General features: G+C 73.1%; 12 protein-coding genes. 9 read left to right on the forward strand and 3 right to left on the reverse strand.

From position 1 onward, the window contains the following. The first annotated feature begins 169 nt into the window (after positions 1-169). Positions 170-583: an ATP-binding protein gene (locus tag ACFVXA_RS03975; RefSeq protein WP_362021991.1), complete on the forward strand. Its 414-nt coding sequence runs from the start codon at positions 170-172 to the stop codon at positions 581-583. 48 nt (positions 584-631) lie between these two features. Here the strand turns inward: ACFVXA_RS03975 and ACFVXA_RS03980 are convergent, their stop codons facing one another. Further along, positions 632-2,395 carry a M16 family metallopeptidase gene (locus ACFVXA_RS03980; RefSeq protein ID WP_390023722.1) on the reverse strand — a complete coding sequence of 588 codons (1,764 nt, stop codon included), beginning with the start codon at positions 2,393-2,395 and terminating at the stop codon, positions 632-634. A 13-nt stretch (positions 2,396-2,408) separates the two neighbouring features. Beyond that, the gene (locus ACFVXA_RS03985; protein WP_389512037.1) at positions 2,409-3,380 is read right to left on the reverse strand and encodes a hypothetical protein; all 972 of its coding nucleotides are present in this window, start codon (positions 3,378-3,380) and stop codon (positions 2,409-2,411) included. A 142-nt stretch (positions 3,381-3,522) separates the two neighbouring features. Between ACFVXA_RS03985 and ACFVXA_RS03990 the strand changes: the two genes are divergently transcribed. From ACFVXA_RS03990 to ACFVXA_RS04020, 7 genes are all read left to right on the forward strand, one after another. Continuing rightward, entirely contained in the window at positions 3,523-3,894 is a 372-nt protein-coding gene (locus ACFVXA_RS03990; protein WP_362021985.1) for a holo-ACP synthase, read from the forward strand. Between the two features lie 301 nt (positions 3,895-4,195). Continuing rightward, the gene (locus tag ACFVXA_RS03995) at positions 4,196-5,626 is read left to right on the forward strand and encodes an NAD(P)H-hydrate dehydratase (RefSeq protein WP_389512035.1); all 1,431 of its coding nucleotides are present in this window, start codon (positions 4,196-4,198) and stop codon (positions 5,624-5,626) included. Between the two features lie 235 nt (positions 5,627-5,861). After that, positions 5,862-6,755 (forward strand): L,D-transpeptidase family protein, encoded by an 894-nt coding sequence (locus ACFVXA_RS04000; RefSeq protein ID WP_390023724.1) that lies wholly within the window; start codon positions 5,862-5,864, stop codon positions 6,753-6,755. A gap of 77 nt (positions 6,756-6,832) precedes the next feature. Further along, positions 6,833-7,990: an alanine racemase gene (gene alr / locus ACFVXA_RS04005; RefSeq protein WP_383735949.1), complete on the forward strand. Its 1,158-nt coding sequence runs from the start codon at positions 6,833-6,835 to the stop codon at positions 7,988-7,990. Positions 7,991-8,073: 83 nt separating this feature from the next. Continuing rightward, entirely contained in the window at positions 8,074-9,309 is a 1,236-nt protein-coding gene (locus ACFVXA_RS04010) for an alpha/beta hydrolase (protein WP_362021974.1), read from the forward strand. Further along, positions 9,275-9,808 carry a tRNA (adenosine(37)-N6)-threonylcarbamoyltransferase complex ATPase subunit type 1 TsaE gene (gene tsaE / locus ACFVXA_RS04015; RefSeq protein WP_362021971.1) on the forward strand — a complete coding sequence of 178 codons (534 nt, stop codon included), beginning with the start codon at positions 9,275-9,277 and terminating at the stop codon, positions 9,806-9,808. Before ACFVXA_RS04010 ends, tsaE begins: the two co-directional genes overlap by 35 nt. Positions 9,809-10,091: 283 nt before the next feature. Then, positions 10,092-10,283 (forward strand): hypothetical protein, encoded by a 192-nt coding sequence (locus tag ACFVXA_RS04020; protein WP_362021967.1) that lies wholly within the window; start codon positions 10,092-10,094, stop codon positions 10,281-10,283. A 113-nt stretch (positions 10,284-10,396) separates the two neighbouring features. On the opposite strand, the gene ACFVXA_RS04025 is transcribed toward ACFVXA_RS04020, so the two are convergent. Beyond that, on the reverse strand, positions 10,397-10,951 hold the full coding sequence (locus ACFVXA_RS04025) for a hypothetical protein (RefSeq protein ID WP_390023726.1): 555 nt from the start codon (positions 10,949-10,951) through the stop codon (positions 10,397-10,399). A 170-nt stretch (positions 10,952-11,121) separates the two neighbouring features. Between ACFVXA_RS04025 and tsaB the strand changes: the two genes are divergently transcribed. Continuing rightward, positions 11,122-11,775 carry a tRNA (adenosine(37)-N6)-threonylcarbamoyltransferase complex dimerization subunit type 1 TsaB gene (gene tsaB / locus ACFVXA_RS04030; RefSeq protein WP_362021962.1) on the forward strand — a complete coding sequence of 218 codons (654 nt, stop codon included), beginning with the start codon at positions 11,122-11,124 and terminating at the stop codon, positions 11,773-11,775. The last annotated feature ends 3 nt before the right edge of the window (positions 11,776-11,778 follow it).

Here is an 11,778-nt window from a genome sequence, read left to right on the forward strand (position 1 = left end):
CTTGCCTCGGATGAAATTTTAGGTCTACCGTCGGTGATGCGACGCACACGCTGCGGATTGCCGGGACGCCGGAAGTGCACCGCTCCGTCCTGCCACGACGGCTGCGGCCATGCCACCACCTGTCACCCGCGGATCTTCGAAACCCACACCACCGAAACGGAGTTGACGCATGCCCGAAAACGAGACCGAAGCCTGGGAGTACTCCCTCTACATCCCGAACGATCCCCGAGCCGTCACGGTCTGCCGCCGTACCCTCCGTCTGATCCTCACCCTGCACGGACTGATCGGCCTCGTCGACGTCGCCGAACTTCTCGCGGCGGAGCTGGTGACCAACGCCGTACGCCACACCAAGGGGCCCGCCGCTCTCCGCGTCCGCTGGTCGGCGGGCGTCCTGCGGATCGGGGCGTGGGACGCCGACCCCGAGCCGCTCGGACCGCCGGGGAAGCTGGAGCAGCTCGGTGAGGCGGAGGAGGGGCGGGGGCTGGCGCTGGTCCGGGCGTGCTCGGACCTGTGGGGGTGGCAGCCGTTGTCCAGGTTCGGCAACCGGGGCAAGTACGTGTGGTGCGAGCTCGTCGCCGCTTGACCGGCGAGCTGGGGGTTGCCCCGTCGGGAGAGTGGCGTGCGACGCGGGTCAGGTGCCCGCGCGGGCCCGGGCCCGCCGTTGGCGCATGGCCCGTATGTTCCACAACAGCGGCAGTTCCAGGAACCAGAAGAGGAAGATGCGGGCGCCGTCCGTGTGCGCGGAGCTGATCTCGTCCACGGTGACGGCCGCACCGAGCAGGGCCCAGGCGACCGCGAGCACACCGAAGAACCAGAGCACGGCCGTCCAGCCCCGCCCCGCCGTCCCATCCTGGCCTCGCCGCTGCCTGGCACGCTCCGACTCCAGCTCGGGCTCCGGCTCCGACGGCTGCGGGATCCGCTCCGGGTCCCGCGCCGGCAGCCGCACCACCACCTCGGCCGGAACCGCCGCGTCCACAGCCGCGATCCGCTCCGGTGTGACGCCCCGGAACAGGGTCGGTTCGATGGGCACCGAGAAGCCGTCGTGGCCGGTGAGGGTGCGGGCCCCGTCGGGGCGGGCCGCCATCGCCGCGCAGGCGTCGTACCGCACGCTGACCGGGCCCCCTGGGGTCAGCAGACTGACGCCTTCGGTGCCGATCGACAAGGTGACTCGCTCGTCCGCCAGGGACTGGTGCCGGGTGCCGGTGAGGGCGACCTGGGAGTACTGCGGCGCCGGGGTGAAGCCGGCCCAGTCGGCGTCCCGGCCCGGCACCTGGAGCAGCCCGTCGGCCCACGCCTCCCGGGCGACCTCGCGCAGGTCGGCGACGGTCACCGCGTGCAGCTCCGCCCTGCTCTGCTCGGGGGTGAGGAGGCGATGGCCGAGGAGCAGGCTGAGCGCGAACGACGGCAGCAGGGCAGCGGCGTGGTCCGGAGTGTCGTACGCCTTCAGCGCCTTGGCGCGCGCCGAGTCCAGTTCGGCCTGTTCGATCCTGCCCGCCCGCAGCCGGGCGAGCGTGTCGACGAAGCCGCCGACGACCGCGTCCTGCTTCTGCGGCAGCGCGTCGGCGTACGCGGTGAGGGTGGCGAAGTCGGTGTCGCGCGGGGAGTAGTCGGCCTCGGCCGCGTACGAGTAGCCGCCCTCCTGGCGCAGGTCCCGGTAGAGGGCGCGGCCGAGGACGTCGGCGAAGACCGCCGCGGCGGTGGAGCGGCGTACGACCGCGTTGAACACGACGTGGCCGTCGTCGCCCCGGACGCAGGCGGGCGTGACCGGTAGCGCGCTGGTCGGGGCGGGCGCGGAGATACGGGTCCCGGCGGGCAGGTTCAGGTCCAGGCCGTCCGGCGCGTGGTCGCTGGTGATCCACAGCACCGCGTTGTCGCGGGTGAACCGGGTCTCGGCCCACTGCCGGACCTGGTCGGCGGTGAGGGTCCAGGTGCCGAGCTCGTTGCAGCTGGACAGGCCATAGCCCTGGGCGCCGTAACGCCACAGCGGCAGCTGGGAGTTGGGCCCGCCGCCCCGGCCCGCGGCCTCGGTCCGCAGGATCTCCTTCTCGGTCTCCAGCCGGTCCAGCGGCAGGTCGCGCAGGGCGGCGCAGACGCTGTTGAGGTACTCGACCACCTCGTCCTCGTCGCCGGTGACGTGGAACTGGGTGTACGCCATCGACGTGGCGCCGTTGTAGTGCAGGTCGGACACGCCCAGGCGGTGCAGCGTGAGGTGCTCGACGAGATGCGTGATCCCGGCCGTGGGCAGGGTCTCGTCGGCGCGGCCCACACGGAAGAGCAGTCCGGCGGTGACCGCGCCCGCACGGGGTGCATAGAGAGTGGGAACGCCCTGGGTGGCGGTGTGGGAGACCACGTCGGAGAGGGCGTCGAGGCCGGAGCCGTGCAGGTCGGCGGTCATGGATCGGTCCTTCTCAGAGCGTTGCCAGCGCGGATGTGCGGTACTCGACGAAGGCGGCCTTCGGATCCTGGAGATAGCGCCACGGGAACTCGGCGGCCCGGTCGCCCAGGGCGGCGAAGTGAGGGGCCGCGTCCTCGAAGTGGCCGCCGAGGGAGAAGGCCATCGCGAACGCGCTGTGCGCGTCGATCCAGTGCCAGCCCGGCCGGTAGTCGTGGTGCAGCACGGAGACCTGGGCGGCGGAGCGCAGTTCGTTGCGGACCGACACGTCCCGCAGGTACGTCTTGTGTGCGGCGCCGTCGAGGACCATCCAGTGCTCCAGATGAGCCAGGGCGACCAGCGCCCCCGTGTGCGAGCCTTCGGGCGCGGCGCTCGCGCACTCACTGGCCCATCCGTGCGCCGCCTCCCAGGAGCCGCCCCACTTCGGACACAGCTGCTGGAGCAGCTGCATCTGCGCCGCGTAGTGGTGCGGATGGTGGGCGGACAGACGGTCGTAGCGGCGGCGGGCCTCGGACCGTCCCAGCTCCAGCCCGCGCGCGGTCAGCAGCCGGGAGGTCCAGGCGGGGGCGCACTCGGGCTGCTCCGCGCACACCTCGATCAGGATCCGCTCGGCCTTCCGCAGCCAAGCGTGGAACCCGTCGAACTGCTCATGCGAGACCTCCGTGGCCATGGCGCGGCCACGGGTCTCCCAGCCCAGGTGGATGTACCGCTCGGCGAGCAGCGTGCGTGGCAACGGATCTGCGGGGGCGTCGGCCGCGGCCTGCTCCAGGTAGGTCTCGACCCCGGCGGTGTTGCCGAGGACGTCCGCCGCGAAGGTGACCTTCTCGGCGGAGTCGAGACCCGTGAAGAACGCCCGGGTGGCGGCCCAGTCGCCGTTCCCCGCGGCCGTGCGCAGGGGAGCTAGTTCGGGCAGCGTGTCGAACGGGTCGAAGGACGGTCCCGGCGAGGTGCCGGATCTTCCGCCCTCGCCGCTGGTCGCACTGGTCATGCCTCCGCCCCCCTGGCGTTCCCGGCCCACGGCGCGCGCCTCCTGGCCCCCCAGGGCACGCTGACGTGTACAGGCTGACTTGATGAAGTCGCAGCAGGCTAGCAGCAGGTTCGGACCGTGCGTCAGCCGTAGGCTGCCCGGCATGAGCATCATCGGGGTCGGAATCGACGTGGCTGAGATCGAGCGGTTCCGGGAGTCGTTGGAGCGGACGCCCGGACTGGCCGATCGGGTGTTTCTGGAGCAGGAGTTGTTCCTGCCGAGCGGTGAGCGCAGGGGGATCGCCTCGCTGGCCGCGCGGTTCGCCGCGAAGGAGGCGCTCGCCAAGGCGCTGGGCGCCCCGGCCGGCCTGCACTGGACCGACGCCGAGGTCTACGTCGAGGACAGCGGCCGGCCGCGCCTGCGCGTCAAGGGCACGGTGGCCGCCCGCGCGGCCGAACTGGGCGTCCGCTCCTGGCACGTGTCCCTGAGTCATGACGCGGGAGTGGCTTCGGCGGTAGTGGTGGCGGAGGGGTAGGCGAGCCGTAGGCGGGGGCGGCCGCGTCGGCTAGGTGGGCTGCTGGGGTGAGGGGGTGGCCGCGTCGGCTTGGTGGGCCGCTGGGGTGAGGGGGCGGCCGCGCGGCTTGGTGGGCTGCTGGGAGAGGTGGAGTGTCGGGCGGGGCTGCCGCGCGAGCGGCGGGTACCGGCGGAAAGGGCGTTCTGCACGCGTCGGCCGTGCGTGCGGCCCTGGCTCGGCGGGGTTGCGGTGCGGCGGTCGGGGCAGAGCGGGGAGGGGGCTTCCGGAGCGTGGTGGGCGGCTGTGGGGGAGACTCGACCGTATGCGTACTGCGTACAGCGTGGAGACGGTAAGAACCGCTGAGCGGGAGCTGATGGCGCGGCTTCCGGAGGGCGCGTTGATGCGGCGTGCCGCCGCCGGACTGGCCGCGGTCTGCGCGGAGTTGCTGGGGCGGGTGTACGGCAGCCGGGTCGTGCTGCTGGTCGGGAGCGGGGACAACGGGGGTGACGCGCTCTACGCGGGCGCGCGCCTCGCCCGCCGTGGCGCGGGCGTCACCGCGGTGCTGCTCGCCCCCGAACGCACCCATGCCGGCGGCCTTGCCGCGCTGCGACGGGAAGGCGGCACCTCGGTCGAGCCCGGTGCCGCCGAGCCACTCGTCCGGCGCGCCGATCTCGTCGTCGACGGCGTCGTCGGGATCGGCGGCAAGGGCGGCCTGCGACCCGACGCCGCACGGCTGGCCGAACTCGCCGCGGACTCCCGCGCGGCCGTCGTCGCCGTCGACCTGCCGAGCGGGGTCGAGGCGGACACCGGGGAGGTCCACGGCACTGCGGTCCGCGCCGATGTGACGGTCACCTTCGGCACGCACAAGCCGGGGCTGCTCATCGATCCGGCGCGGGCGTACGCCGGTTCCGTACGTCTCGTAGACATCGGGCTCGACCTGCCGGACGAGGCCGAGCTGGAGGCGTTGCAGCACGTCGATGTCGCGGCGCGGCTGCCCCGGCCCGGGGCGGAGAGCGACAAGTACCGGCGCGGTGTCGTCGGGATCGCCGCCGGGTCCGCGCGCTACCCCGGGGCGGCCGTGCTCGCCGTGTCCGGGGCGCTGCGCGGCGGGGCGGGGGCCGTGCGGTACGTCGGACCCGCCGCGGACGCGGTGATCGCCCGCTTCCCCGAGACGCTGGTCTCCGACAAGGGGCCCAAGCACGCGGGGCGGGTTCAGGCGTGGGTCGTGGGGCCCGGGGCCGGGGACGACGCGTCGGCGGTCGCGGAGGTCCTCGCGTCGGACGTACCCGTGCTGGTGGACGCGGACGGGTTGCGGCTCGCGGGCCGGGACGCCGTACGGGGCCGCGGCGCGCCCACGCTGATGACCCCGCACGCCGGGGAGGCCGCCGCGCTGCTCGGGGTTTCCCGAGAGTCCGTCGAGGGGGCTCGGCTGGCTTCCGTGCGGGAGTTGGCGGGGTTGTACGGGGCGACGGTGTTGCTCAAGGGGGCGACAACTCTGGTGGCCGACGCGGGGGGTGGGGCTGTGCGGGTGAATGCCACGGGGACGGCCTGGCTGGCCACCGCGGGCAGCGGTGACGTGCTGTCCGGGCTCGCCGGTTCGCTGCTGGCGGCCGGGTTGTCCGCGCTGGACGCGGGGAGCGTCGGGGCGTACCTCCACGGGCTCGCGGGGCGCTTTGCCGCGGACGGGGCGCCTGCCGGAGCCCACGATGTCGCTGCCGCGATCCCGGAGGCATGGCGGGACGTACGCGACTGACCGCCGGGGAGGGGGAGGGGAGGGTTCTTCACCCCCGCCGCCCCCGTCGCCCCCGTCGCCCCTGCCCCCCCACGAGCTCTCGGCTTCGCTCGAGCAGGGGGACCGGGGAATCCCATCGTCCCTGGGGCCCCGCCAGCGCGATTCCCCGCCGCCCCTGACAACCCTTGGCCAGAACGGGCGACCCCCTCCGCGCGGCTCACCCGGGGCAGGGGTGCCGTTGCGTATGGCTGATCGCATGATGATCAGACGAATGCGAACGGGGTGCCGGAGTGCGGCGGTGGTGCTCGCGCTGGTGGCCCTGCTGCCGGTCGAGAGTGCCGTGGCGGAGAGCGGGCCGCCCGCCCCCGGCCCGGCGAGCGAGTTGGTGCCCGGCGTGCCGCCGGGCCCGCATCAGCCCTGGCAGATCGACACACCGGACCAGATGCTCCCGCCGAAGGTGTACAAACCGAGCGCCGCGGAGAACGCCGTCGAGCCGCGCGACGCCCCCGTCGGCACGGACGCGCTCATCGAGTACGTACCGCTCAGCGACGCCGCCGAGAAAACCGCGTGCAGCAAACGGTCGGGCCCGTATCAGCGGCAGGTCGAGCGGTGGCTGAAGCGGAAGGTGGACGGCAAGCAGTCCGCCGCCGACTGTCGTGCCATCCGCGCGTTCCAGACACGGCACGGCATCAAGCCGAACACCGGCTTCGCCGGCCCCGTCACCTGGGCCCGTATGCAGCTGCTCTCGGCGATGAAGAACCCGAACGCCGCCAGAAAGTGCCCCGTCAGGAAGTATCGCGTCGCCTGTGTCGATCTGACCCGCCAGCTCACCTGGGTACAGAAGGGCAAGAAGGTGGTGTGGGGGCCGGTGCCGATGCGCAGCGGGCGGGCCGGGTACCGGACCCGTACCGGATGGTTCAAGATCTACTGGAAGCACAAGAACCACTGGTCCACGCTCTACAACAGCTCCATGCCGTACAGCCAGTTCTTCAGCGGCGGACAGGCCTTCCACGCCGTCTACGGCAGCATCTACAACCCCAACGGCTCGTGGGGCTGCGTGAATCTGCGGCTCGCCGACGCCCGCAAGCTGTGGAGCGTCACGAAGACCGGGGACCGGGTGTACGTGTGGGGCCGCAGGGCCGGCACCTGATGCGGGACGGCCGCGCGGCCGCCTACCGGGACCGGCGCCGGGGTGCTGTCAGCCCCCTCTGAGACACTGGGGGCGCGATGAACGAGACAGCACCCCTGCGCGCCCGCGCCGAGATCGACCTGGCAGCCCTGCGGGCCAACGTGCGGACCCTGCGCGCCCACGCGCCGTCCGCGGCCGTGATGGCCGTGGTCAAGTCCGACGCGTACGGCCACGGGGCGGTGCCGTGTGCCCGCGCCGCGCGCCAGGCGGGCGCCACCTGGCTCGGCACCGCCACCCCCGAGGAGGCCCTCGCCCTGCGCGCGGCCGGCCTCGACGGGCGGATCATGTGCTGGCTGTGGACGCCCGGCGGCCCCTGGAAGCAGGCCATCGAGGCCGACCTCGATGTGTCGGTGAGCGGGATGTGGGCGCTGCGGGAGGTGGCGCGGGCCGCCCGGGACGCCGGCAGGCGCGCGCGGGTGCAGCTCAAGGCCGACACAGGGCTGGGGCGCGGCGGCTGTCAGCCCGCCGACTGGCCCGAGCTCGTCGCGGCGGCGCTGAGCGCCGAGGCCGAGGGACTCCTGGACGTCACCGGTCTCTGGTCGCACTTCGCCTGCGCCGACGAGCCAGGTCATCCCTCCATCCAGGCCCAACTCACCCTTTTCCGCGAGATGGTGGCGTACGCCGAGGAGCAGGGCGTCCGCCCCGAAGTGCGGCACATCGCCAACTCGCCCGCCACGCTGACCCTTCCCGAGACCCACTTCGACCTCGTCCGCACCGGCATCGCGGTCTACGGCATCTCGCCCAGCCCCGAGCTCGGCACCCCGGCCGACTTCGGACTGCGCCCGGTGATGACGCTGAGCGCGTCCCTCGCGCTGGTGAAGCACGTCCCGGCCGGCCACGGCGTGAGTTACGGGCATCACTACATCACGCCCGGCGACACCACCCTCGGACTCGTGCCCGTCGGGTACGCAGACGGCATCCCGCGGCACGCCTCCGGCACCGGGCCCGTCCTGGTCGGCGGCAAGTGGCGCACGATCGCGGGGCGGGTCGCGATGGACCAGTTCGTCGTCGACCTCGGCGGGGACGAGCCGGAGCCCGGCGCGGAGGCGATTCTGTTCGGCCCGGGCGACCGCGGCGAGCCGACCGCCGAGGACTGGGCCCGGGCGGCGGGCACGATCGCGTACGAAATCGTGACCCGGATCGGAACCCGCGTCCCCCGTGTCTACGTGAAGGTGAATGAGGAACAAGACAGGTAACCCGGACGGGTGACCAAGACGGGTGACACCGAAGAGCAGAGCGAAGCCCGGCGAAGCGAGCGCAGAGGGAAGAGGAGCGGGACGTGAGCGAGAGCAGCGCGGAGGCCGTCGCGAGTGCGGCCTCGGCCGCCGTCGCCTCCGCCGGGAACTGGCGCAAGGCAGGTGTCGTGGGGACCGCGATAGGCGTCGTCGCCGCGGGCGCCGCCGCCGGAGTCGCCATAGAGCGGCTCACCGTCGGCCGCGGCATGCGGCAGAAGGCCCGCCTCGCCCTCGACTCCGCGGGCCCGTACGGCTCGCTGCGCGGCACCCCCGGCAAGGCGTACGCCGACGACGGCACCGAGCTGTACTACGAGGTCGACGACGCCGAGCCGGAGGCCCCGCTCGCCCCGCGCCGCCGCCGGCTCTTCGGCCGCAAGGCCCCGGCCCCCGTCACCGTCGTCTTCAGCCACGGCTACTGCCTCAACCAGGACTCCTGGCACTTCCAGCGCGCGGCCCTGCGCGGTGTGGTGCGCACCGTGCACTGGGACCAGCGCAGCCACGGCCGCTCCGGGCGGGGCGTCGCCCAGACCGAGGACGGGGCGCCGGTCACCATCGACCAGCTCGGGCGCGATCTGAAGGCGGTCATCGACGCGGCCGTGCCCGAGGGCCCGATCGTGCTGGTCGGGCACTCCATGGGCGGCATGACCGTCATGGCGTTCGCCGACCATTACCCCGAGCTGTTCCGCGACCGGGTCGTCGCCGTCGCCCTCGTCGGTACGTCGTCGGGGCGGCTCGGCGAGGTCAACTTCGGGCTTCCCGTCGCGGGCGTCAACGCCGTGCGGCGCGTGCTCCCCGGCGTACTGAAGGCGCTCGGACAGCAGGCCGCCCTGGTGGAGCGGGGGCGGCGGGCCACCGCCGACCTGTTCGCCGGGGTCATCAAGCGGTACTCGTTCGCCACCCGGGACGTCGATCCCGCGGTCGAGCGGTTCGCCGAGCGGATGATCGAGGGCACCCCGATCGACGTGGTCGCCGAGTTCTACCCGGCGTTCACCGAGCACGACAAGATCGCCGCGCTCGCGCACTTCACCGACATGCCCGTGCTCGTCCTCGCCGGGGTCAAGGACCTGGTGACCCCGAGCGAGCACAGCGAGGCGATCGCCGACCTGCTGCCGGACGCCGAACTGGTGCTCGTGCCCGACGCCGGACACCTGGTCATGCTGGAGCACCCCGAGGTCGTCATAGACCGTCTCGCCGACCTCCTCATGCGCGCGGGTGCAGTCCCCGCAGGGGCTACCGTGGGTGGCTATGGAAGCACCAGCAGCACCGCACAACCCGGCTGAGTCCGCGCAGGACGGCGTCAGCGTGCAGATCACCGTAAACTCCCCCGAACAGATGCAGGAGTTGGGCCGCCGGCTCGCCAAACTGCTGCGCGCGGGCGACCTCGTGATGCTGAACGGGGAGCTCGGCGCGGGCAAGACCACGCTGACCCGCGGGCTCGGCGAGGGGCTCGGCGTCCGCGGCGCGGTCACCTCCCCGACCTTCGTCATCGCCCGAGTGCACCCCTGCCTCGGGGACGGTCCGCCGCTCGTCCACGTGGACGCGTACCGGCTGGGCGGCGGGCTGGACGAGATGGAGGACCTCGACCTCGACGTCTCGCTCTCCGACTCGGTGATCGTCGTGGAGTGGGGCGAGGGCAAGGTCGAGGAGCTGACCGACGACCGGCTGCACGTCGTCATCCACCGGGCGGTCGGGGACACGACCGACGAGGTACGGCACGTGACGGTCACGGGGCTGGGACGGCGCTGGGCGCCGGTGGATCTGGACGTGCTCGCCGCCTGACCACGGCCTGGACGCTCCCTCCCTCCCTCCCTCCCTCCCGTCTCCGGACCGCTCCCGGCCGGGGCGTGCCGGGACGCTGCCGAGCGGGCCTGGGTGCCCGCCGGCTACAGCGCAGGCACCCTGTTCACAGCGTCGGCGCGGCTGTGGTTCGTGCCTTTGGCTAACGTTCCGACAATCCGTCGGCAAGATATTGCGTTCGGCGTCACGGACGTGGTCACATGGACGTCAGTGCGTGGTTAGGTCTACCTAACCACGCTTGCCCCCGGAGCCCCAGGAGGCGTTCATGTCGGCTTCAGAACGTGAGGTGCCGCCGGCGCAGCCGCGCGGGGCGGCCGGGGTGGCCGGAGTCTCGATGCGGGATCTGCTGGCGTCCTGCGCCGCGGCCGAGGCGGTGTCGAGGCCGCCGCGCGACCCGATGCCGGTGCCGCAGGCCCCGGAGGCCCCTGTGGTGGAGCAGCCCCGCAAGGCCGCGTAGAGCCAAGGCCGCGTAGAGCCCCGCAAGGCCGCGTAGGCGCTCCGCCGCGCACCGGTTCGCTCCGCGAGCCGGTGCGGCGTGGCTTCCCGCGCCCCTGAAGGGCGGAAGGGCGCCTACTGGATGACGACGACCTTCACGCCGATCGTCGCGAAGTCCCACATCGCGTTGCCGTCCGCGCGGGACTCGCGGATGCCGCCGAGCTTCTTGGAGGAGTCCGGCGAGGCCGTCGAGCCGTTCACGGCCGCGCTGAAGCCGATCGCGACGCCGTCGACCAGCGTGAACCGTACGACGTGCTCGACGCCCACGCCGTCCGATCCGGTGACCGCGCGGTTGCGTGACGTGACCGCGTAGGAGCCGACGGCCGGGTCGATGGTGCCCGGGGTGACCTTGAAGGTGCGCTGCACCTTGTTGCTCGGGCTGACCAGCCACACGCGGTCGTCGTCGGTCGAGTAGACGACCCGCTCACCGGTGCCGGACTGGGCGGGCAGCGCCGCCGGGTTCTTCTTGTCCCGGGGAGCCTTCGAGGCGGACGCCTTGGGCGACGGCCCGGCGTGCGGATCGCCCAGGGTGTCCGGCACGTTCGCGGACGCCTGGTAGGCGAGGAAGCTGACTGCGGCGACCGCCGCCACGGTGAGCGCGGCAACGAAACCCGAGCTGCTCCTAGCCACCTTGTGTGCCCACCTCTCGTACGGCATACGTCGTTGCTGTGACGGTAGCAGCCGGGGAGCGCCACTCCGGGGCGGCCGTACGTCCGGCCCAGGGGGTGTCTTGTGTGCCGGGCCTGGCTCGCGGGGTTCCGGCACACAAGACACCCCCCGGGGCGCCGTACGCTGTTTGCGTGCTCTTGCTCGCTCTGGATACCGCCACCCCCGCCGTGACCGTCGCCCTGCACGACGGCACGTCCGTCATCACCTCGTCGAGCCAGGTGGACGCGCGCCGCCACGGGGAGCTGCTGCTGCCGGCCGTCGACCGGGTGCTCACCGAGGCAGGCCTCAAGCTGGACGCCGTCACCGGCATCGTCGTGGGCGTCGGCCCCGGCCCGTACACGGGGCTGCGCGTCGGCCTCATGACCGCCGACACCTTCGGGCTCGCCCTCGGCGTGCCCGTGCACGGCCTGTGCACCCTCGACGGCCTCGCGTACGCGGCCGACGTCGAGGGCCCCTTCGTCGTGGCCACCGACGCCCGGCGCAAGGAGGTCTACTGGGCGCGCTACGCCGACCCCCGTACGCGGGTGTCGGAGCCCGCCGTGGACCGCCCCGCCGAGATCACCGAGGCGGTGGCCGGGCTGCCCGCCGTCGGCGCGGGCGCGCTGCTCTACCCCGACACGTTCCCGGACGTCCGCGCGCCCGAGAACGTGTCGGCGGCCGCGCTCGCCTCCCTCGCCGCGGAGAAGCTCACCGCGGGCGAGGAACTGGACGCCCCCCGGCCGCTCTACCTGCGCCGCCCGGACGCCCAGGTGCCCAAGAACTACAAGGTGGTCACCCCCAAGTGACGA

The sequence above is a fragment of the Streptomyces sp. NPDC058246 genome, from assembly GCF_042881985.1.
Classification (GTDB): Bacteria; Actinomycetota; Actinomycetes; order Streptomycetales; family Streptomycetaceae; genus Streptomyces.